At 65.3% G+C, this 20,545-nt stretch carries 26 protein-coding genes and 1 tRNA gene; 14 read left to right on the forward strand and 13 right to left on the reverse strand.

The window, feature by feature from the left end; genetic code table 11:
• Nucleotide 1: 1 nt before the first annotated feature.
• Nucleotides 2-607 (reverse strand): TetR/AcrR family transcriptional regulator, encoded by a 606-nt coding sequence (locus tag E3O54_RS00660; protein ID WP_134371682.1) that lies wholly within the window; start codon nt 605-607, stop codon nt 2-4.
• Between the two features lie 93 nt (nt 608-700).
• Here E3O54_RS00660 and E3O54_RS00665 point away from each other — a divergent pair, with 93 nt between their 5' ends.
• Both E3O54_RS00665 and E3O54_RS00670 read left to right on the forward strand, forming a co-directional pair.
• A complete protein-coding gene (locus E3O54_RS00665; RefSeq protein WP_104102898.1) occupies nt 701-1,726 on the forward strand; it encodes an NADP-dependent oxidoreductase in 1,026 nt (341 codons plus the stop codon).
• A gap of 48 nt (nt 1,727-1,774) precedes the next feature.
• Nucleotides 1,775-2,482 (forward strand): type 1 glutamine amidotransferase domain-containing protein, encoded by a 708-nt coding sequence (locus E3O54_RS00670; protein ID WP_134341800.1) that lies wholly within the window; start codon nt 1,775-1,777, stop codon nt 2,480-2,482.
• A gap of 61 nt (nt 2,483-2,543) precedes the next feature.
• Here E3O54_RS00670 and E3O54_RS00675 read toward each other — a convergent pair whose 3' ends face one another.
• Entirely contained in the window at nt 2,544-3,635 is a 1,092-nt protein-coding gene (locus tag E3O54_RS00675; RefSeq protein ID WP_134341799.1) for an aminotransferase class V-fold PLP-dependent enzyme, read from the reverse strand.
• An 81-nt stretch (nt 3,636-3,716) separates the two neighbouring features.
• Here E3O54_RS00675 and E3O54_RS00680 point away from each other — a divergent pair, with 81 nt between their 5' ends.
• From E3O54_RS00680 to E3O54_RS00710, 7 genes are all read left to right on the forward strand, one after another.
• The gene (locus E3O54_RS00680) at nt 3,717-4,703 is read left to right on the forward strand and encodes a LysR family transcriptional regulator (protein ID WP_233191521.1); all 987 of its coding nucleotides are present in this window, start codon (nt 3,717-3,719) and stop codon (nt 4,701-4,703) included.
• 11 nt (nt 4,704-4,714) lie between these two features.
• A complete protein-coding gene (gene gltX / locus E3O54_RS00685; RefSeq protein WP_104102905.1) occupies nt 4,715-6,235 on the forward strand; it encodes a glutamate--tRNA ligase in 1,521 nt (506 codons plus the stop codon).
• 136 nt (nt 6,236-6,371) lie between these two features.
• A tRNA-Gln gene (locus E3O54_RS00690) sits at nt 6,372-6,443 on the forward strand.
• A gap of 681 nt (nt 6,444-7,124) precedes the next feature.
• The gene (locus E3O54_RS00695) at nt 7,125-7,463 is read left to right on the forward strand and encodes a hypothetical protein (protein ID WP_134400722.1); all 339 of its coding nucleotides are present in this window, start codon (nt 7,125-7,127) and stop codon (nt 7,461-7,463) included.
• 78 nt (nt 7,464-7,541) lie between these two features.
• Nucleotides 7,542-7,802, forward strand: coding sequence for an SHOCT domain-containing protein (locus E3O54_RS00700; protein WP_134371676.1), 261 nt, complete (start codon nt 7,542-7,544; stop codon nt 7,800-7,802).
• A 92-nt stretch (nt 7,803-7,894) separates the two neighbouring features.
• A complete protein-coding gene (locus E3O54_RS00705) occupies nt 7,895-8,587 on the forward strand; it encodes a response regulator (RefSeq protein ID WP_104102914.1) in 693 nt (230 codons plus the stop codon).
• On the forward strand, nt 8,584-9,702 hold the full coding sequence (locus tag E3O54_RS00710) for a cell wall metabolism sensor histidine kinase WalK (RefSeq protein WP_104102917.1): 1,119 nt from the start codon (nt 8,584-8,586) through the stop codon (nt 9,700-9,702). The genes E3O54_RS00705 and E3O54_RS00710 overlap by 4 nt, the downstream gene beginning before the upstream one ends.
• Here the strand turns inward: E3O54_RS00710 and E3O54_RS00715 are convergent.
• A complete protein-coding gene (locus tag E3O54_RS00715; RefSeq protein ID WP_134400723.1) occupies nt 9,694-12,081 on the reverse strand; it encodes a cation-translocating P-type ATPase in 2,388 nt (795 codons plus the stop codon). The two genes, E3O54_RS00710 and E3O54_RS00715, sit on opposite strands and share 9 nt — an antisense overlap.
• Nucleotides 12,082-12,457: 376 nt before the next feature.
• On the opposite strand from E3O54_RS00715, the gene E3O54_RS00720 reads away from it, so the two are divergent.
• The 4 genes from E3O54_RS00720 to E3O54_RS00735 all read left to right on the forward strand — a co-directional run bounded on the left by E3O54_RS00720 (nt 12,458) and on the right by E3O54_RS00735 (nt 14,824).
• The gene (locus E3O54_RS00720; protein WP_134341795.1) at nt 12,458-12,709 is read left to right on the forward strand and encodes an SHOCT domain-containing protein; all 252 of its coding nucleotides are present in this window, start codon (nt 12,458-12,460) and stop codon (nt 12,707-12,709) included.
• Nucleotides 12,706-14,214: a multicopper oxidase family protein gene (locus E3O54_RS00725; RefSeq protein WP_134341794.1), complete on the forward strand. Its 1,509-nt coding sequence runs from the start codon at nt 12,706-12,708 to the stop codon at nt 14,212-14,214. Before E3O54_RS00720 ends, E3O54_RS00725 begins: the two co-directional genes overlap by 4 nt.
• Before the next feature lie 104 nt (nt 14,215-14,318).
• Complete coding sequence (locus E3O54_RS00730) at nt 14,319-14,648, forward strand: hypothetical protein (protein WP_134400724.1); 330 nt, start codon at nt 14,319-14,321, stop codon at nt 14,646-14,648.
• Complete coding sequence (locus E3O54_RS00735) at nt 14,645-14,824, forward strand: hypothetical protein (RefSeq protein ID WP_134371670.1); 180 nt, start codon at nt 14,645-14,647, stop codon at nt 14,822-14,824. The genes E3O54_RS00730 and E3O54_RS00735 overlap by 4 nt, the downstream gene beginning before the upstream one ends.
• Nucleotides 14,825-14,913: 89 nt before the next feature.
• On the opposite strand, the gene E3O54_RS00740 is transcribed toward E3O54_RS00735, so the two are convergent.
• The 7 genes from E3O54_RS00740 to E3O54_RS00765 all read right to left on the reverse strand — a co-directional run bounded on the left by E3O54_RS00740 (nt 14,914) and on the right by E3O54_RS00765 (nt 18,616).
• Nucleotides 14,914-15,882 carry a M56 family metallopeptidase gene (locus E3O54_RS00740; protein WP_134400725.1) on the reverse strand — a complete coding sequence of 323 codons (969 nt, stop codon included), beginning with the start codon at nt 15,880-15,882 and terminating at the stop codon, nt 14,914-14,916.
• Nucleotides 15,879-16,259, reverse strand: a complete 381-nt coding sequence (locus E3O54_RS00745) for a BlaI/MecI/CopY family transcriptional regulator (protein WP_134371666.1) — start codon at nt 16,257-16,259, stop codon at nt 15,879-15,881. The genes E3O54_RS00740 and E3O54_RS00745 overlap by 4 nt, the downstream gene beginning before the upstream one ends.
• Nucleotides 16,260-16,360: 101 nt before the next feature.
• Nucleotides 16,361-16,999 carry a DUF3105 domain-containing protein gene (locus E3O54_RS00750; protein WP_104102938.1) on the reverse strand — a complete coding sequence of 213 codons (639 nt, stop codon included), beginning with the start codon at nt 16,997-16,999 and terminating at the stop codon, nt 16,361-16,363.
• A gap of 14 nt (nt 17,000-17,013) precedes the next feature.
• A complete protein-coding gene (locus tag E3O54_RS00755) occupies nt 17,014-17,337 on the reverse strand; it encodes a thioredoxin family protein (RefSeq protein ID WP_134400726.1) in 324 nt (107 codons plus the stop codon).
• Nucleotides 17,337-17,495, reverse strand: a complete 159-nt coding sequence (locus E3O54_RS16135; protein WP_166805178.1) for a hypothetical protein — start codon at nt 17,493-17,495, stop codon at nt 17,337-17,339. Before E3O54_RS16135 ends, E3O54_RS00755 begins: the two co-directional genes overlap by 1 nt.
• 3 nt (nt 17,496-17,498) lie before the next feature.
• Entirely contained in the window at nt 17,499-18,011 is a 513-nt protein-coding gene (locus tag E3O54_RS00760; protein WP_134400727.1) for a redoxin domain-containing protein, read from the reverse strand.
• Nucleotides 18,012-18,328: 317 nt separating this feature from the next.
• Nucleotides 18,329-18,616, reverse strand: a complete 288-nt coding sequence (locus E3O54_RS00765; protein ID WP_134400728.1) for a hypothetical protein — start codon at nt 18,614-18,616, stop codon at nt 18,329-18,331.
• Between the two features lie 83 nt (nt 18,617-18,699).
• Here E3O54_RS00765 and E3O54_RS00770 point away from each other — a divergent pair, with 83 nt between their 5' ends.
• Nucleotides 18,700-18,897 (forward strand): hypothetical protein, encoded by a 198-nt coding sequence (locus E3O54_RS00770; RefSeq protein ID WP_134371662.1) that lies wholly within the window; start codon nt 18,700-18,702, stop codon nt 18,895-18,897.
• Between the two features lie 56 nt (nt 18,898-18,953).
• Here the strand turns inward: E3O54_RS00770 and E3O54_RS00775 are convergent, their stop codons facing one another.
• The 3 genes from E3O54_RS00775 to E3O54_RS00785 all read right to left on the reverse strand — a co-directional run bounded on the left by E3O54_RS00775 (nt 18,954) and on the right by E3O54_RS00785 (nt 20,479).
• Entirely contained in the window at nt 18,954-19,142 is a 189-nt protein-coding gene (locus tag E3O54_RS00775; protein WP_166805179.1) for a hypothetical protein, read from the reverse strand.
• A 174-nt stretch (nt 19,143-19,316) separates the two neighbouring features.
• Nucleotides 19,317-19,922: a DUF305 domain-containing protein gene (locus tag E3O54_RS00780; protein ID WP_198411399.1), complete on the reverse strand. Its 606-nt coding sequence runs from the start codon at nt 19,920-19,922 to the stop codon at nt 19,317-19,319.
• Nucleotides 19,923-20,017: 95 nt separating this feature from the next.
• Nucleotides 20,018-20,479: a hypothetical protein gene (locus E3O54_RS00785; protein WP_104102956.1), complete on the reverse strand. Its 462-nt coding sequence runs from the start codon at nt 20,477-20,479 to the stop codon at nt 20,018-20,020.
• Nucleotides 20,480-20,545: the final 66 nt, after the last annotated feature.

Here is a 20,545-nt window from a genome sequence, read left to right on the forward strand (position 1 = left end):
GTCAGGCGTCGGTTGCGGCGTGCACGGGAAACCAGGACCGGATCTGCTCCGTCGCCGTATCCAGCAACGCCACCGATTCGGTCGCGTTGACCCGGGCGAGCAGCATGGCGCTCATGCCGAGCGAAGCCAGGGTGCGGGCGCGTTCCGGCGCGCTTCCTCCGGCCGCGGTCCCGGCCGCCCGGAGGGCGTCCTGAAGGGTGTCCGTCAGCTCGGACCGGTAGCCCTCCACGACCTGGCGGGCCAAGTCGTCGTGCCCGGCGAGGCCTGCGGCGCAGTTCACCAGCAGGCAGCCGCGGCGCGGGGAGTCCTCCGGCAGGGCGGAGACCGCCGACCTGAGTTCGCTGAAGTAGGCCAGCAGCGAGGCCCGGCCGATCCCCGGCCCGGTCAGGGTCCGCAATCTCGGGCGGATGACGGAGGCCTGGTAGTCCTCGACGGCGGCGTCGAACAGGCCACGCTTGCTGCCGAAGGCATGGTAGAGGCTGGATCGCCGGAGACCGGTCGCATCTTCGAGGTCGGCGAGCGAGGTAGCCTCGAAGCCCTTGTCCCAGAACAGGTCCCTGGCCGCCTGGACGACGGTCGTGCGCTCGAAACTCTGCAGCCGCCCCATGGTGTTTCCTCCGTTTTCGCTGTGAGTGGTTTTGTGTATCGCTCAGTACACAATATATTAAAACATTCGTTACAAAGAAGCAGAGGAGCCGCCATGGCCTCGTCCATCACCATCACCAGCACCCAGATCCAGCTTGTCGCCCGCCCCACCGGCTGGCCAACGGATGCCGACTTCGGCACCATCCGCATCGACCTGCCCGAGCTGACCCCCGGTCAGGTTCGCGTGGCCAACGAGTTCGTCTCGGTCGACCCCTACATGCGCGGCCGGATGAACGACGCCAAGTCCTACTCCGCCCCCTACGCTCTCAACGAGACGATGACGGGCGGGGCCGTCGGCCGCGTCGTCGCATCCGCCTCTGACGCGGTTGCCGTCGGCGACGTGGTCGTGCACCAGTTCGGCTGGCGCGACCTGGTACAGGAGGAGGCCTCCGGCTTCCGCGTCGTCCCGGAAATCCCCGGCGTGCCTCTCTCCGCCTACCTCGGCGTGCTGGGCATGACCGCACTCACCGCCTACGTGGGCCTGCTCGAGGTGGCCGGGCTCACGGAAGGCGACACCGTTTTCGTTTCCGGCGCGGCCGGGGCCGTAGGCAGCATGGTCGGCCAGATCGCCCGTCTCAAGGGCGCGAAGCGCGTGATCGGTTCCGCCGGGTCGGCCGAGAAGGTCGCCCTGCTGACCGAGAAGTACGGCTTCGACGCCGCCTTCAACTACAAGGACGGCGACATCGCCAAGCAGCTCGCCGCCGCGGCTCCGGACGGCATCGACGTCTACTTCGACAACGTCGGCGGCGAGCACCTCGAGGCGGCACTGGCCAGCTTCAACGACGGCGGACGCGCCGCCCTCTGTGGTGCGATCTCCGTCTACAACAACACCGAGGCGACCGGCGGCCCGCGCAACCTGGCGAACATGATCGGTCGCGGGCTGACCCTCAAGGGCTTCATCGTGGGCAACTACGTGCAGCATTTCCCCGCGTTCTCGGCCGACATGGCCGGCTGGCTCGCCGCGGGCGACGTCGTCTTCGACGAGACCGTGGTCGACGGGATCGACCACGCGGTCGACGCCTTCCTCGGCCTCATGCGTGGCGAGAACACCGGCAAGATGGTCGTCCGCACGAACGTCTGACTTTCCCGACAGCATCCATTTCACACGATCACACACTCTGGAGAACCCATGAATTCCGTACTTTTTGTCGTCAGCGCCGCCGATCACTGGACCCTCAACGACGGCAGCCTGCACCCCACCGGCTACTGGGCCGAAGAGCTCGCCGAACCGCACCGCCTGTTCACCGAGGCCGGCTGGCGGATCACCATCGCGACGCCCGGCGGCATCGCCCCCACCATCGACGCGGGAAGCCTGGCACCCCAGGCGGCCGGCGGGGAAGACCGGGCCGCGGCCATCGTCGCCTACCTCGACACCATCGGCAGTGAACTCGACGAGCCCCGCTCGATTAGTGACATCACGGTCGCCGACTACGACGTCGTCTTCTACCCCGGCGGCCACGCCCCGATGGAGGACCTGGCCGTCGACGCCGACTCCGGACGTATCATGACCGAAGCCCTCGACTCCGGAACGATTCTCGGCGTGCTCTGCCACGCCCCGGCCGCCATGCTCGCCGCCCAGCGAGCCGACGGCAGCTGGCCCTTCACCGGCTACCGCATGACCGGCTTCACCGATGAGGAGGAGACTCTCGGCGGCCTCGCCCCCAAGGCGCCGTGGCTCGTGCAGAGCCGCCTGGTCGCGCTGGGCGCCGACTTCGTCGCCGGCGCAGCCTGGGCCGAGCACATGGAGATCGACCGCAACCTGTACACCGGCCAGAATCCGGCTTCCTCCGCTGCTCTCGCCGGCGCGATCATCACCGCCGTCACCGCACAGAAGTAGTCGAGTCGCCGCGAGGCCCTCTGGCCGAGCAGGCCCTGCGGTCGCGCCCGTCGTGACCCGGCTACGGACGCAGGGCGCGCAGGGCGTCGGCGACGTCGTCCTCGTCATTCCACAGGTGGAAGGCGACGCGGGCCCGCCCGGCCCTGCGCGACGCGGTGAGACCGGCCCGGGTGAGGCGTTCAAGGTCGGTGCCGTCGGCATCCGGCCAGGTCACGATCGACTGCCCGGCCGGGGCGAGCCCGAGCCCGGCGCAGAGCGCGTCGCCCAGCGCCACCGCGTGGTCGCGCACCGTCGACAGGTCGAGCCGCCCGAACAGCTCCAGTGCGGGTTCGGCGCCCACCCAGGAGTTCCAGGCCGGGGAGACGTCGAATCGGCGCGCATCAGCCGCAAGGTTCATGTCCGGTCCGTAACAGGAGGCCCACGGGTCCCGGCCGGCATACCAGCCCGCCTGCACCGGGTGCAGCAGTACGGCCAGCCGCTCGGCCACGGTCAGGAAGGCCACGCCGCGCGGGGCGCAGAGCCACTTGTAACTGTGGCAGATAGAGGCGTCGAAGACGGATGCGTCCACCGGCATCCACCCGGCGGCCTGCGTCGTGTCGCAGAGGGTGAAGCACCCGTAAGCACGGGCGGCGGCCACGATCCCCGCGGTGTCGGCGACGGCACCGGTGGCGGACTGCACGAGCGAGAACGCCACAAGCCAGGTGTCGGCGGTGATCCCGACGGCCAGCTCGGCCAGAGGCAGGTGCCGCACGGTGACCCCGCGGTGCGCCTGGCTGAGGAACGGGAACACCATCGAGCTGAAATCGCCATCGACGCAGAGCACCTCGGCGCCGTCGGGAACGCTCGCGGCGAGCAGGCCGGCCAGCACGGACGCCTGAGACCCGATCGCGACCCGGCTCACCGGAACAGCGACGAGTCTGGCATACGCGTGCCGGACCCGTTCGACCACGGCGGCGTACCCCGCCGCCGACGCGGTGCCCAGCGCCCAGGCGTCGGCGTCCAGGCGCAGGGCCGCTTCCGTTTCCCGGGTCGGCAGCCCGAGCGTGCAGGCCGCCAGATAGCCGCGGCCGCCCCGGAACCGCTCGCGCGCCTCGCGCACGCCGATACGGGCCGGCAGCGTCGAACGGGACGCGGAAGAGTCGCTCTGGATCATTTCTCCAGCATGCGACCGGCCTATTCATTTGACAATAACCAGTAGCTGAGGCAATCCATAAGCATCAGTTATGATCACTTCGTGCCCGCCATCGTCCAGCCCGAACTCGACTCCACCATGCTGCGCGTCGTGGGTGCGCTCGCCGACTGCGGCTCGATCACGGCGGCCGCGGCGGCGCTCGGCTACAGCCAGCCCGCCGTGAGCCAGCAGCTTAGACGGCTCGAGCAGCGCATCGGGATGGCCGTGATCGAACGCATCGGCCGCGGCGTGCGGCTCACCGAGACCGGCCGGCTGCTCGCCCGGCACGCCGCCATCGTGAGCGGGGCCCTGGACGCCGCCGCGGGGGAATTGTCCGAGCTGCGCGGCCTGCGCGCGGGCCGGGTGCGTCTGGCGGCGTTCCCCTCCGCCTCGGCGACCATTGTGCCGCGCCTGCTCGCTGACCTGCAGCGCCGCCATCCGGGAGTCAGCGTCACCTACCTTGAGGCCGAGCCGCCCGAAGCCGTGGCTCTGGTGCGCCAGAACCAGGCCGATCTGGCGATCACGTTCAGCTACCCCGGCGACCGGGTCGACCCTCACCGGGACAGCGCCGAGGGCCTCGTCGTGACCCGGCTCCGCCGGGACGAGATGATGCTCGTGCTGCCGGCCGGACACGCCCTGGCCAAAAACAGCGCAGTCGACCTCGGCGACCTGGCCGAGGAGAATTGGATCGGCGGATGTCCTCGGTGCCGCGGCCACCTGCTGGAGCTTTGCGGTCACAACGGTTTCACGCCCCGCATCTCTTACGAGACCGACAACGCGGCCGCCGTGCTCGGCCTCGTGGCGGCCGGCATCGGGGTGGCGATGCTGCCCGCGCTTGCCCTCGACTCCGTCGGCGCGCAGCCTCTCGTCGCCATCCGGCCCACCCGCGGCCGCGACCACCGCACCCTGCACACGGTCACGGTCACTGGGTCCGCGGGCGTGGCGGCCATTGCCGTCACCCTGCGCCGGCTCGCCGCGCTGGCCGGACCGGACGCGCCACCCGCGGCGCCACCCGTATCCCCACCCGCGCCCTCACCCGGAGGCAACTAGAATCGGGGGTGATGTCTGAGACAATTGCGCACCCGTTTTCCACTGCCACCGGCACCGACGTTCGCGTTCGGTTCTGCCCCTCGCCGACCGGAACGCCGCACGTCGGTCTGATCCGCACGGCGCTCTTCAACTGGGCTTACGCCCGGCACACCGGCGGCACGTTCATCTTCCGGATCGAAGACACCGATCCGGCCCGCGATACCGAGGAGAGCTTCGTGCAGCTCCTCGACGCGCTGCACTGGCTGCGCCTGGACTGGGACGAGGGCGTCGAGGTCGGCGGACCGCACGCTCCCTACCGCCAGTCCGAGCGCTACGACATCTACCGTGACGTGATCGAGCAGCTCAAGGCGTCCGGTCACATTTACGAGAGCTTCGCCACCGGCGAGGAGATCGAGGTGCGAAACGTCGCCCTCGGCCGCGACCCGAAGGCCGGATACGACAACTTCGAGCGCGACCTCAGCGATGAGAAGAAGGCGGCCTTCCGTGCAGAGGGCCGCTCGCCGGCGCTCCGCCTCAAGGTGCCCGACACGGACATCTCCTTCGACGACCTGGTTCGCGGCGAGATCACCTTCCCGGCCGGCTCGTTCAGCGACTTCGTCGTCGTGCGGCCCAACGGGCATCCGTTGTACCCGTTCGTGAACCCGGTCGACGACGCCATGATGGGCGTCACCCACGTGCTGCGCGGCGAAGACCTGCTCTCCTCCACGCCGCGCCAGATCGCCCTGTACCACGCGCTGATCGACATCGGACTGGCCACGTTCGTGCCGCGTTTCGGGCACATGCCCTACGTCATGGGCGAGGGCAACAAAAAGCTCTCCAAGCGCGACCCTGAGTCCAACCTGTTCCACCACCGCGCCCGCGGCTTCGTTCCCGAGGGACTGGTCAACTACCTGTCGCTGCTCGGCTGGTCCCTCTCCAGCGACCGCGACGTGTTCACGATCGATGAGATGATCGCCGCGTTCGACGTCGTCGACGTGCTGCCGAACCCGGCCCGCTTCGACCTCAAGAAGGCCGAGTCGCTCAACGGCGACCACATCCGGCTGCTCGACCCGGCCGATTTCGCCGCCCGGGTCATCCCGTACCTGGTGGCCGCCGGCGACGTGACCGAACCACTCAGCGAGGTGCAGCAGGCTATTCTCGAGGCCGCCGCACCGCTAGTGCAGGAACGCATCGCCCTGCTCGGCGAGGCACCCGGCATGCTCGGTTTCCTGTTCATCGGCGGCGACTCGCTGGCCTACCAGCCGGATGCCCTCGCCTCGCTCCCGCAGAACACGCGCGAGATCCTCGCCACGTCCACGGCAGCGCTGCTCGACATTCCCGAAGCGGAATGGACGCACGACCGCGTGCACACCACCCTGACCGAGACGCTGATCGACGGGCTCGCGCTCAAGCCGCGCGTGGCCTTCGGCCCCCTGCGGGTCGCGGTCTCCGGCCGGCGCATCTCGCCGCCGCTGTTCGAGTCGATGGAGATCCTGGGCAAGGCGGAGTCCGTGCTGCGTCTTGCACGTCTGGCTGCCACCACTCTCGAGTGACTGGCCGCGCGGTGTCGGGCCCCTCGGGGTCTGCCCCGGCAATCGGCTCGAGCCGGCGATGATTTCGGCTCTGGGTTTGTCCCGGCACTCTGAGTGGGTTAGAGTTACGAGTCGGTCCGTTCTGAGGAACAGGCAGTGGGGTATGGTGTAATTGGCAACACGACTGATTCTGGTTCAGTTGTTCTTGGTTCGAGTCCAGGTACCCCAGCAGTAACAGGTGCAGGATTTCGCGGCGATATCACCCATCGCCCATCCTCTCCCCTTGGCCCGGGCCCGCTCCGGTGTTTAGAACCACTATCACAAGCTCCATGCGGGGCTGCAGCGGCGTTTCGCCGCCCGGGTTGATTCGCTTTCGTCACGACGCAACCGGACTGACACTCGACGCCGTTCGGCGTTCAGCCCGCAGCGCCAAGGTGCACACTGCGATGTCTTTCCCGGCTTGTCGGGATGCGGTGGACAATCTGATTTTCAGACGATGACTCGATCAGTTGAAGGATGGTTTGCTGCGCCGCTGGTGCCAGGAATCGACGCATAACGACCGTCGGCATGCGCTTTGCGGATCGGTATGAGCCTGGCCAGCGCGTTTCATCAAACCTTCACATGCTCGGGGGCTGGAGCTTCATGCGCGGTCTGCATGCTGGTGTGTAGACACCAACTTGGTGGCTGAACGCGAAAGGTGTTGAGACTGATGAAATTCAATCGGAAGAACGTGACCGCTGGTGTTGCGGGACTCGGGCTTGTCGGAGCGCTTGTCACGGGCGGTGTTGCCGCGGCGCAGGCATCTACCGGTGATGGGGCTATTTCCCAGCCACCATCGACGACCTCGTCGTCAGTTGGCGAGCACCGGTCAGGCCACTTGGCCGGCATGGCATTCGGGCAGAGTTCGCCCATGGTCGCGATCGCGAGCTACCTCGGCTTGAGTCGGACGGAGCTGCAGGACCGGGTCCAGTCGGGTGGGTCCCTCGCGGATGTCGCTGAAGCCCAGGGAAAATCGGTTTCTGGGCTCAAAGACGTAATTCTCTCGCAGCAGAGGACCACTCTCGACTCCAACACCACTCTGTCATCTGATGACGGGGAGGCAGCCGTAGAACAGATGAGGAGCCGCATTGACCCGATGCTGAACGCGACCCACACCCCAGGTGAGGGGATGGGCATGGGTTCGGGAGTCGGTATGCACTCGGGCGCAGGGATGGGCGTAGGGATGGGCTTGGGAATGGCGCGGACCTGACCGTCTCCTGAACAGGCGGAGCGGTCCACGGGCTGCCTGGATGTACGAAAATAAACAGAAACTGAAGGAGCAGAAGAAATGATGTGGGGAAACGGATACAACATGACGTGGGGATGGCCGGTAGGGCTGCTCATGCTCGTCGCAGTCATCCTCCTTGTTGTCTGGGTTGTGCGGGCTTTTGCTGACGAAACTGAACGCGGAGGGTTCCGCGGGACTACTCCGCTGAGCCGCGGACAAGGCGAGCGCAGTCCAGCGCGTCAAATACTCGATGATCGCTTCGCGAAGGGTGAATTGAATGAAACGGAATACCGAGAACGGTTGCAGGTGCTCGAGAGGTAAGGCCTGAGTTGGTCCTCCCTCGCCGAGTCCCTGGGGCGCAGTGCAGAGTCCGTGCCGCCGGACGGCGATAATCAGAAGAAAAGGGGTGAGCGATGCAGAAGGTCCTGGTTGTCGACGACGAGGCGCAGATCAGGACGGTCCTGCGCGGCTACCTGGAAGCGGAAGGTTATGACGTAGCGGAGGCCGCGGACGGCGCCGAGGCGCTTGCGGTGCTCCATAAGGACCCTCCCGCTCTCGTGCTGCTGGATGTAATGCTGCCGGGGATCGACGGGCTGGAGGTTCTCCGGCAGTTGCGAGGCTTCAGCGACGCGTACGTGATCCTCGTCACGGCCAGGGCGGAGGAGGTCGACAAGCTCGTGGGGCTCGGTGTGGGTGCGGATGACTATGTGACCAAGCCATTCAGCCCGCGCGAGGTGACGGCTCGAGTGAAGGCAATGCTCCGTCGTGACAATCGGGATGAGCGAACCGACAGAGACGCCCTGCTTCGCTTCGATGGCTTGTCCATCAAACCCGCCCACCGAGAGGTTGAGGCGAATGGAGTCTCCGTGGGGTTGTCGAGCCTGGAGTTTGATCTTCTCACCGCACTCGCAACCGAGCCCGGGCGGGTGTTTTCCCGGGCACAACTGCTTAAAAAAGTCTGGGGCTACGATTTCTACGGCGACGAACGGGTCGTCGATGTTCACATCCGCAGTTTGCGCGCACGACTCGGCGACGATGCCGGCGATCCACACCTGATCGCCACGGTGCGGGGCGTGGGCTACAAGTTTGTGGCCGGGCCCAGATGAAGATGCGCCTCTCGCTGCGCCTGTTCATCTCCTATGCCGCTATTGCCGTGGTCGGCGGCATGGTGGCTTATCTGACGATCTCGCTGCTCGCTCCTCGACTGTTCGAAGACCGGCTGGGGATGATGATGGACAGTGAGGGCACCGGAATGTCGATGGGGGCCATGGACGCGACCAGCGTGCGCTCCGCCTTCCTATCCGCGCTCACGACCTCGCTGATCGTCGGGGTACTGGCCAGCGTCATCGCCGCAGGTTTCGTCGCCGCGGCAGTCACGGGGCGCCTACTTCGCCCCCTCAACGCTGTGCGGGCCGCGACCAAACTGATCGCTGCCGGAAAATACGGAGGCAGGGTCCCCGTCCCCTCCGAGCCAGAACTCGCAGCGCTGGCCACAGACGTCAACACGCTGGCCCAGGCCCTGGCCGATACCGAGTCACGGCGAACCCGGCTGCTCGGGGAGGTTGCGCATGAAATGCGAACCCCACTGACCGTTCTGGACGGCTACGTCGAGGGGCTGATCGATGGCGTGTTCACCGCCAGCCCCGACACATTCGCCTCCCTCAGCGAGGAACTGCGCCGCCTGCATCGCCTCTCCGATGACCTGTCCAGCCTGTCGCGCGCTCAAGAACAGCGGCTCGACCTGCATCCAGTCGATGCCGACCTGGCCGATCTTGCTCGCCGCACGGCCAACCGGCTCGCTCCGCAATTCGAAGATTCGGGCGTGACGTTGACACTCAACGTCGCCACGCCGCTGCCCGTGCACGTGGACCCGGACCGGATCACCCAGGTTCTGACCAACCTTTTCGGCAACGCCCTGCTCGCCACCCCGGCGGGCGGTGCGGTCACCATCACGACGCACGGCGCCGACGGCCGTGGTGAGGTCGTCGTGATCGACACGGGAGTGGGCCTGGCCGAGGAGGACACAGACCGTGTTTTCGAGCGGTTCTACCGTGTGCCCGGACAGGCCCGCCGCTCCGCCGGATCAGGGATCGGTCTCACGATCGCCCGGGAAATAGCGCGTGCGCACGGCGGGGACGTGACGGCCTCGTCGGGAGGGACAGGGCAGGGAGCCAGATTCGCGGTCGTGGTACCCCTGCGGGCCGGCGCCAGATCAGGCTGAAACTCCGACGTCATTCCCTGCTCCGTCAGCCGATGTGGTGGCCGTCGTGCTCTCGGGCTGTCGCGGGAGGCGCAGCCGCTTGAGCAGCAGCGCGTTGACCGCGACGATGACGCTGGAGCCGGACATGGAGATGGCGGCGATTTCCGGACTGAGCCGGATGCCGAACGTCGGAAAGAAAACGCCGGCGGCAATGGGGAGCGCGATCGCGTTGTAGCCGACCGCCCAGCCGAGGTTTTGGCGCATTTTGCGCACGGTGCCTTTCCCGATGCGCAGGGCGATGGGGACGTCGAGGGGGTCTGACCGCATCAGGACTACGTCCGCCGTGTCGATGGCGACGTCCGTCCCCGCCCCGATGGCGATGCCCAGGTCCGCCTGTGCCAAGGCCGGAGCGTCGTTGACTCCGTCGCCGACCATCGCGACTCGCTTGCCGGACGCCTGCAGCTCCTTGATTTTCGCGGCCTTGTCTTCCGGGAGCACCTCGGCGATCACAACATCGATCTGGAGCATGGATGCGACCCGCTGCGCGGTCGCCTCATTGTCGCCGGTGAGCATGACGACCTCGATTCCCGCTTCGTGAAGAGCGACAACGGCGGCCGCCGCGGTCTCTCGAACGGCGTCAGCCAAGGCGATGACCCCAGCGGCCTTCCCGTCGACGGCGACGAGGACCGCCGTCCGTCCGGTGGCGGCCAACGTCTGACGCTGGGCGGACACCGGATCAATATCGATGCCCTGGGCGACCATGAGTTTGCGGTTGCCGACGAACACCTGGCGTCCTGCGACTGTTGCGCCGGCACCATGTCCCGGAACATTGCGGAACGCAGATGCTTCCAACGCAGTCGCGCCGCGCCCGACGGCGTAACTGACGACGGCTGCGGCGAGCGGATGCTCGGACTCCCGTTCCACTGCAGCGACAAGGGCCAACAACTCGACCTCATCCATCCCAACAGCAATGAAGTCCGTCACCTCTGGTTCGCCCCGGGTCAGAGTTCCCGTCTTGTCCAGGACGACCGTGTCGATTCGAGCTGAAGTCTCCAACGCGGTCGCAGTTTTAAAGAGGACACCGCGTTTGGCGCCCAGGCCGGTGCCGACCATGATGGCGGTCGGTGTCGCCAGGCCCAACGCATCCGGGCAGGTGATGACGACGACGGTGATCGCAAAGAGGATCGCGGTAGGAAGGCTCGCGCCGGCCAAGAGCCACGCACCCAGGGTGGCGCTGCCGCCAATGAGGGCTACGAGCACAAGCCAGAAGGCCGCGCGGTCGGCTAGCCGTTGTCCGGGGGCCTTGGAGTTCTGTGCTTCCTGAACCAGGGCCACGATCTGCGCGAGTGCGGTATCGGCGCCGACTTTGGTCGCCCGCACGCGAAGGGTTCCGGTGGTGTTCACTGTGGCGCCGATCACGTTGGATCCGATGCTCTTGGCGACGGGAAGGCTCTCCCCGGTGACCATGGATTCGTCGATGTCGGACTCACCGTCTTCTACGACGGCGTCAGTTGGAACTTTTGCTCCGGGCCGAACCAGGAGGAGGTCGCCCGGGACAACCTCCGCGGTCGGGACCTCAACCGGTTCCCCGTCGCGGATGACGAATGCCATCGACGGTGCCAACTCGAGCAGCGTGCGGATGGCGTCGTTTGCGCCGCCCCTGGCACGCATTTCAAACCAGTGGCCCAGGAGGACGAAGCTGGTCAGAACGGTCGCAGCCTCGTAGAAAACTTCCCCACCACCGGTAAGGGTGACAGACAGGCTATAGAGCCAGCCCGCTCCGACACCGACGGCTACCAGAACCATCATGTCCAGGGTTCGAGCCCGCAGCGCCCGGAAGGCCCCATCGAAAAAGATCCAAGCCGAATAGAAAATGACCGGCAGAGACAGGATCAACGCGAAAACGTCATCCCGCAGCCCGAACGGGGCAGGAACCGCGAAACCGAAAACGTCGCGGCCGATCGGCGACCACAGGGTGATCGGAACCGACAGGATCACCGCCACCATGAACCGGTTGCGCATGTCCCGGATCATGCCGGCCATGGACATGTCGCCGTGCGCGCCACCATGCCCCATGGTCTCCTGCATGGTTCGAGGCGGTTGTCCGGTCTTCATTTCATGTTCGGTGTGGTCGGTGACGGATGACGCCACCGGATCGCAGATGTGATCGGGCACGGAGCGTCCAGCGCAGTGGTAACCGCATTCCCGGACCCATGCCGCCAGATCAGTGACGGAGGTCTGCCTGGGATCGAAGGTCACGCTCGCGGTTTGCGCTACCGGATTCGCATCAACGCTCAACACGCCGGGGCGGCGGGCGAGCACCGACTCAACGATCGCTCGCGAGGATGCCCATTGAACGCCCTGCACTTCGAGGACAGTAGTTTCGGCTTCCTGAGTCATGTGAATCTTCCATTCTGAAGAATCGGCCTCACAGCGACAATCTCCGTGTCGAACACTCTAACCCTATACCCATGGGGGGTATACGATCGGGGCGATCCACCTCGTCGGTGGGAGGCTGTCGTAGGGCCTCTGGGTCGTTAATCAGGCAACGCTACTAGGATAGATAGTATTCCGGAATGCTTCTACCGGCTCACGGCTCGCTTGTCGTTCGCTGCTCGCCGTGACGGCTTGAGGCGCACTGAACGACTACCCCTTCCGGGAGGATGCACCGCCTGAAAAGGGGGAGTGGTGCACGCCGTTTGATTGTCCAAAATACCCCAAGGGGTATGCTTGCGGCAGTGTCTATTCTCGAAATATGAGTCGAAGGAGTCGGATCATGATGTGGGGCTATGGAGGAAGTATGGGGCTGTACTGGCTCTTCGGGCTGCTGACAATTGTCGGTATCTCGTTGCTGGTCGTGCTCATGGTTCGGCTGTTTTCTGGCGATCGTAGTGTCGGGCGGAAACAGGGGGGAGAGGTTGGGCTAGGCCGCGCGCGCCAGATACTGGATGAACGTTTCGCCAGGGGTGAGCTGACCGCAGAGCAGTACCGCGAACAGCGCGCAGTCTTGGGCGAGGATAAGCGGTGAAGCCTCTCAGCCGTCGAAGCGCTCTCACGCTCGGTGGCCTCGGGCTGGCGAGCACGGTTGCCGGGGGAGCGGGACTTCTCTGGAGCCAGCAGACAGCATCGCCTTCGGCCACCAGCTCAGGCTTTGGGGCGCCCTCCGGGGATCCACTGGTTCAGCCGCCCGAGCTGCGTAGCGCCGATGGCCGCCTCAAGGTACGCCTGGATGCTGCACCGGGGGACGTGAAGATTTCCGGTCGCGGTGCCACCGTGCTGAGCTATAACGGGGGCGTGCCGGGGCCTACCCTACGCGTTCAGGCGGGCGACACGCTCAATGTGAGCCTGCACAACGGCCTCAACGATCCGAGCAACCTGCACGTGCACGGATTGCATGTTTCTCCGTCGGACAACGGCGACAACATGTTCGTGACCGTGAAGGCCGGAGAGTCATTCGACTACGAATATCAGCTGCCGCCTGATCACCCGCCGGGAGTGTACTGGTATCACCCGCACCACCACGGGTTCGTCGCCGATCAGGTCTTCGGCGGCCTTTACGGGGCCATCATTGTCGAGGACCCCACGCCCATCAGGGCAACGCGAGAGCGCGTGCTCGTCATCTCAGACATCACACTGGACAGCCTGGGCCGCATCCCTCCCGTCACGCCGTCGGAACAGATGGCGGGACGGGAAGGACAACTCGTTCTGGTCAACGGGCAGGTGAATCCGGTGATGACCGCCCGTCCGGGGGAACGCGAACGTTGGCGCATCGTCAACGCCTGTGTGTCCCGGTACCTGCGGCTGCGTCTCGACGGGCAGGAACTACAACTCCTCGGCATCGACTCGGGACGGTTCCAGACCCCCGGCGACGTCGATGAGGTAGTGCTGTTACCCGGCAACCGAGCGGACCTCCTGGTTACCGCTGTCTCAGGGACATCCATCTTCCAGACCCTGCCCTACGACCGCGGCGGCCCGAACGGAATGATGGGCGGGATGATGGGCGGCGGCGCTGGACCAAGCGGGCAGGACGCTCAGAGCAACCCTCGCGGCTTTTCAGTGGCGACACTAACGGTGTCCGGTGATGCGATGACCGCCCTGTCCGCAGTCCCCGAGCAGGCCGTGCCCCCAGATCTTCGTTCGCGGCCCGTGACGGCGCGTCGCGAGCTCACGTTCGGGATGGGAATGGGCGGGATGAGGGGCGGCTCGATGATGAGTTTCACCATTAATAAAGAGGTGTTCGATGCGGACAGAACAGACACCACGGTTCAGGCCGACAGCATCGAAGAATGGACCCTGACAAACACCAGCCAGATGGACCACCCCCTGCACCTGCACGTTTGGCCAATGCAGCTCGTTGAGGAAAATGGCAGGGCGGTCGAGTTGGTGGTTCGGCAAGACGTTGTCAATGTTCCGGCAGGGGGACGAGTGAAGGTCCGCATCGCCTTCGACGACTTCGCCGGACGGACTGTCTATCACTGCCACATCCTCGATCACGAGGACAACGGGATGATGGGCGTCATTGAAGCAAAGTAACAACGACTCCTGACAGGGGCTTTCCTGTGTGACCGCGGTTCACTGCGACGGGAGCCAACTTCGGCTACTACTATGAAAGATAGTAGACAAAGAAGGAGGCGCTCATGCGCTCACGAATCTGGATCATCTCCCTGGCCGCTGGAGCGTTGCTTGCAGCAGGCACCGTCGCTCCGGCCTACGCGGCCGAGGGCAGCAGCCCTCCGGCCCCGGCGGGTCAGGCCGAGGATAGCGCCCGCGGACACATGGCCGCGATGCACAGAGCACCTGGCCTGGTGAAAATGCACGAACAGATGATGGACGGGATGTCCGACACGGCTGACATGACAGCCGGTGCACCCGGCATGGCGAAAATGCACGAGCAGATGATGGCCCATCACCCGGCTGGCGACGCTTCGTCGGAGGCTGGCAATAAAAGCCTGGAGGCGTCACGGTGAGTACGGCGCTCTATGGTCTGGCCCTCCTGGCCTGCCCAGCGGCTATGGGCTTGATGATGTGGTTCATGATGCGAGGGAAGACGACAGCTGATGCGCCGAAGTCGCTGTCGGCGGCCGATGAAATGGAGTTGACCACACTGCGCGCGGAGGTGGACACGCTGCATCTGCCGAATTGAGGTTCTTATTCAGCCTCAACACCTGTTCGATGGCCGTCAGTGCGGTTGCAGTGTGAGATCCGGGCTTCCGGGGGAATGCGCAGCGTCGATCACATCGTCAAGGACTGCTCGTCCTCCGGGCACGGGTCCATTGTTCCCGCTGCGGATGCGGGGGCGATGGCGAGGAACAAGGGCAATGCGATCAACAATCCCATAGCCAAAGCAGCGACGGTTGTCTTCCCGGCGCCGAGGGGCCGAGTCGGTGAAATAAGTCTCCTGACTCGGCTGGGAGCTGATTCTCCGCCAGCACCGAGGGCCGCCGCGGGGGTCAGCCCGTGTTCGGCCAGGCGCACCAAGGCGGTGGCGACTGTGGTCCGGTCACTATGACGGGCCGCACTGTCATCGGCGAGCATCTCGACGAGCCGGCCCAGTTCTCTGCGTGCGGTTCGAAATGCTGGGACACGGGGGAATGCATGCTGTAGCGCGTCGGCCGCCGCGAGGATGAGGTCGTGGCGTCCTCGCAGGTGGGCCCGTTCGTGGGCCAGAACGGCGAGGAGCTGATTGTGATCCAACGCCGACAGGGCGGCACTGGTCAAGACGACCTGACGGACCCTGCCTGGTAGGCAGTACGCGGCGGCGGCCTGATGGTCGACGACGAGAGCGTCGTATCGGAGGTGGGGTCGCGCAATGAGGGCCAGGGCGTCCAGTTGTACTTTCCTGTTACGGGCTGCGATTGCCCGGTCCGCGGCCAGGCAATAGGCGACCCGGACGAGGATGGCACTTGCGGCGGCAGCGCCGGTGGCGCTGACCACGGCACCGCCTGGCGTGGAGTATTGCGCGAGGAGGGCCATCGCGCAGGTACGGATCCAGTCGGCGAGGTTGATGGTCCAGGGAATCGCGGGGATGGCCAGGCTCGAACCGGCAAGCAGCACCGCCAAAACAATTGAGACGCTCAGCGTTTGCCACGCAGTGATCCCGATCCGGGGAGACCGCTCGAACCACGACATCCGGCGCAATAGGGTCGGCCCCAGGACGGCCAGAATCACGGCGAGGACCGCCAAAACGGCTGGAGCAATCATGGCGCGGTGCTTGTGCGACCCTGAAGGTGCTCGTCAAGGGCAAGACGGAGGCTGGCGACTTCCTCTGGCGGAATATGGTCGAGGAAGTGCAAAAATGTCACCGAAGTGTCAGCTCCTCCGGCAAGGACTTCCCCCATGAACGCGGCAGTGTGCTGCTCACGAGTCTGCGCAGGTCGGTAAAGATACGCACGGCCGTCCTTCTCCCGAGTCAGAAAGCCTTTGCGGCGCAGGTTGTCCATAACTGTCATTACCGTTGTGTAGGCGAGTGTGCGCTCGCGTTGGAGATCCTCCAGCACCTCGCGAACGGCGACCGGGCGCCCCCAGGACCAGATGCGATCCATGACGTGCTGTTCCAGCGTGCCGAGTGGGCGCACCATGGGTTGTTCCCTTCTACGCTCTAATGGAAACGAAAACCCCTAATCAACTACCTTCCATAGTAACGTACGGTCCCTGCTGCGCCCGCGGGATCCCGTGCCGATCAGCCCTGGACGCCACCAGAGCAGGGTGCGCCGGGTTCGGGTGTCTGTGGGCCCTGTAGGTAGGTCTGCAGGAACAACTGCAGGCGGGGGTCATCCACGTTGTCCAGTTGCAGTTGTTTTCCCCAGGCGCTGGCGACAATCGGGGCGGGGAGGTCAGGATACGGGCTCAAGAGTTCGTATGGGTTCGACTCGGCATCAGCCGTCAGAGTGTCGATCTGCTCTTGCGGCAGATCGGATCGGTAGGTGACCCACACCGCGCCATGCTCGAGCGAGTGCACGGCCCGCCAGGTGTCTACCGGCTTCGTGTACACGCCGCAGTTTGTCAGCTCGGCCGAATGATCTCCGCCGACGGGGGGAAGCGTCGGAAACGCAACCTCGTTGACCACGTGGTCGCGGCTCAATCCATCAGAACTCTCCACGCCACTGATTGGCTTGTCTGCTGCCGATCTCGCCGCGTCCTGGTCTTTCTGGTTGACGATGAAGATGGAGACAACGGTCGCCACGAGGGTGATTGCGACGACGGTGCCCAAGCCGTAGATCCAGAAGCTCCGACGCCGCTCGCCCCGCTTCAGCTGTGCTCGTGCGGCCGCAACGATCGCCTGCCGATGTGCTCTGTCCTCTGTGTTCGGGTGTTCCATTTGGACGGTCCTCTCTATTGCTGATGTGCATTGTGGTGTACGGCAACGTTCTGTGAGCTGCCGTTCGAGCCCGGCTGCCCCTGGGCGGCTACGTCGGGGCGGGACAGCTGGAGCCGCAGCTTCTTCTCCGATAGCCTCCCGTAGCTGAACATGACGTCGTCGATCAGGATGCCGGGGGCAAAGATGATGCCGTTCCGAGCGGCCAGAGCCCGGCCTTCATCGGTGTCCAGGCCGATCGCCTCGACCTGAAAGGAGTAGTCCGCGGAGAGTCGGGACACTACCAGCTTGGCTTGATCGCAGGCGTGGCACGAGGCTTGCGTCAGTACGGTGATTCGCATCAGGCGTCGGTCCGGAGAGCCTGCATCTGGGTGAGGATCTCGTCTACCGGCACGTACATGGTGTAGTTAGGCGGGCCGCCGTAGTCGGCGCGCCACTCAATTTCCCCCGTCGGCCCAACCAGGATGAAGCTGTGTCCGTTGCGGGATTCACCCATCATTCCTCACTTGTTGGTCTGGTAAGTCAGGGAGACATCCAGACGGGTGTCGGCCAAAGCGTCCGCCGTCAGTTTGTCGTCGGCCATTTTCTGGGCGATCAGGTCCACCGGCCCGCTGGTGATGGTGAGGAGCTGATCGACGCCGACAGACTGCAGCTCGGTCTGGGCGGCGTCCAGACCGCGGATTTGGTCGCAGCACGGCTGACACCCGATCCCCTCATGGAAAAAGAGCAGAACGGACTCGCCACGGTAGTCGCTGAGATTGACCGTCCCCCCGGCCGTGGAAGCGAGAGAAAAGTCGGGGGCTTCCGCGCCCGGGCCGGGAGCACCCACGGCGTAATTGATGGAGGCGGTGTTTTCCACAGCCGTGGGGGTCCCGTTCCAAGTGCTTTCCATGACTACCAGGATGGCTGCCGCAACCGCCAAGATGCCCACGACCATCGTTGCCCGGCGCAACCCGGTGCTCCTGGCGCGTGACTGCGGGCGTATGCCCGGACGGCCTTTCTTCCGTGATGCCATTACTGTGACTCCTCTGTCTGGGCGCGCGTATGCGCCTGGTCGGGTCGGTTGCCGGAGGCGGTCGGCGTGGCTGCGTGCTTTCGGCTGCGGAGCGCCGTCCAGACCAAAGCGCCGAGAGCGGCGAAGACGGCGAGCGTCGAGATTCACCCTGGAATGAAGGCCAGGAACTGCTGGATGACGGCGGCCCAGTGCCCCAGTGCTGCGGCAAGTTCAACCTGCCACCCGTCCGGTGCCATGCCGGGTCCCTACACCGCGAGGACGACGGTGAGCACGCCAATGGCGATCATCAACCCGCTTGAGAGCACTGTTCCCACGGGCTACCGCCACCGGGCCCCGGGCCCGATCGGAATGGTCGTGGCCGCGAGCAGGCGACTGGCTCCCCAGTCTTTTCTGTCCCACGCCAACGCCAAGGCGCACAGGGGCGCGACCATCCCGAATACGTAGGCGACGCCCACTGCGGCGGCGGCCGCGAAAGACGAAGCGGCACCGGAGAGCGCCGCCACATCGGCGAGGACTGGGGCGCAGCACGCGCTGGCGGCACCGGAGAACACTCCGAGTCCGTACACCGAGCCGATGCTCGTTCCGCCGCCGCGCGCGGAGGGCATCGGTAGCATCATTTTCCAGCCCCCAGGGTGGCAACGCCCACTGCCACCATCGCGAGACCAGGCGGCCGTCGATCATGTGCTCGATGATGGCGCACACGCCGAGTCCGCTGGCGTCGGTTGCCGAGACGTCCTTCACGATGCCGTCCGCGACTGCCTGGCTGGGAGTGTTCACGCCGGGATTCATGTCCAGGCCCTTGTTGAAGCTCGAGCAGCGGTCGCAGGACGGCACGCGCGGACCGCAGTCCGTCGTGATGAAGACCCCGACTGTGAACGGCCGCTGAACTGGCGAAGTCACGTCCTTGACATAGGTGCCCGACCTTTGGTTATAGGCGCCTGGCTACGGCTTCTGCACTCGTCCCACGGTGAAAACGTCGCGCAGGACGCTGACGGTGTCTGCTTCGTTGATGGGCACGACCTGGGGCGCGTCAGCGGCCAGTTGGCTCTGTGGATTCGCCGCGGCCGGGCCGGGTTTTGCAACGAGAGCGGGGAGCGAGACACTGACGGCGAAAAGCGCGACGAAGGCCATCGCCACGACGCCGAACAATCGCCGCCGCACTGGTGGCGGAGCCGGTCGGTCGGACTGTTGTCGGCGCGATTTGTGTGCCAGCCTGCGGGGCTGCCGATGACGCTGGTGTTTTTCTGCCGCCCGCAGACGGCGACGGGTCTCGATAGGCTTTACCGCCGGGGAAGGTGAGGGGTCCTACGGGGTGGAGAGGATGTCCTTCATGACATCGATCTCATCGGTCTGGCTCGTGACGATGTTCGACGCCATGGCCTTGGCGTCCTCGTTTCGACCTTCATCCAGTTCCAGCTCCGCCATCATGATCGCGCCCTGATGGTGGACGATCATCTGTTCCAGGTATAGCTCGCCGGCCTGCGGGCCCGACGCATTTTCGAGGGCCATCATGTCGTCGTCGGACATCATTCCGTCGGAACCGTCACCCATCCCCGACATCCCATCCATGCCGCCGGTGCTGGTCTCATCGGTGCCCCACTCGGCGAGCCAGTCTCTGAGTTGCTCTATTTCCGGTTCTTGGGCGGCTTTGATCTGCGTGGCGAGGTCGGTGATGCGCACGTCGACCTCGTCCTTGGCGAGGATGTCCTCGCTCATCTCGACGGCTTGCTCGTGGTGGGGGATCATCATCTGTGCGAAAGTCACATCAGCCGACCCGAAAGAAGCGGACGCAGTGGAGGTGCTGGACGACCCGGACGAACTGTCGGGGGTTGTCCCGTTGGTGCAGGCGCTGAGCGTGAGCACGGCGGCAAGGGCCGCCCCCGTCAGAAGGTACTTACGTGATTTGAGCATTGTTTTTCCATTCATTAGTCAGACTTGAGAAACCGAGGCGCCGGCGGGCGCGAGGAGGCCACGCGTCCATGAGGGCGCGTCGGCGGCGGTTCGGTCTAAATGCGACTGATGGAAAGAATGGTCAGATTCGGCCTGTGAATATCCAGGACGAGGCGGTGAGAGAGCCGAGCGATGTGCCCGCCCGCGTCGAACAGCCTGCGGTACGTTGACGGTAACCGAGCCAGCAGGATCAGCGAAGCGAGCACCAGCAGGATGGTGCAGGTCATCGCGAGGATCGCACAGTCCAACATGCAATCGGAACAATCCACGACTCCGAGACCGGTGTGTGCGATGACGGAAACCGCCGAGACAGCGCCCGCCGTGACAACGGGGGAGACACCGACCTGCGCGGTGGGGTCAGATGCAACTGCGGTCCCACCCGTCTCGTGACTGGCATGCGTGGAGTTCATGGCCAGCACACCGAACAGGAGTCCGGCCATGGCGACCAACGCCACCAAACCAGACAGGAGGACAGGCCTCGTGCGGGGAACCACGTGTGCTGTGCTATCCAGCTTCATGTCGCCTCCGGTCCCGTTCCTGTCGCAGTTGGTTCCCGCGCATACCCCTCCACAGTATCGACTTTC

It is taken from the genome of Cryobacterium sp. TMT2-4 (assembly GCF_004402575.1).
In the GTDB taxonomy this organism is placed as follows: Bacteria; Actinomycetota; Actinomycetes; order Actinomycetales; family Microbacteriaceae; genus Cryobacterium; species Cryobacterium sandaracinum.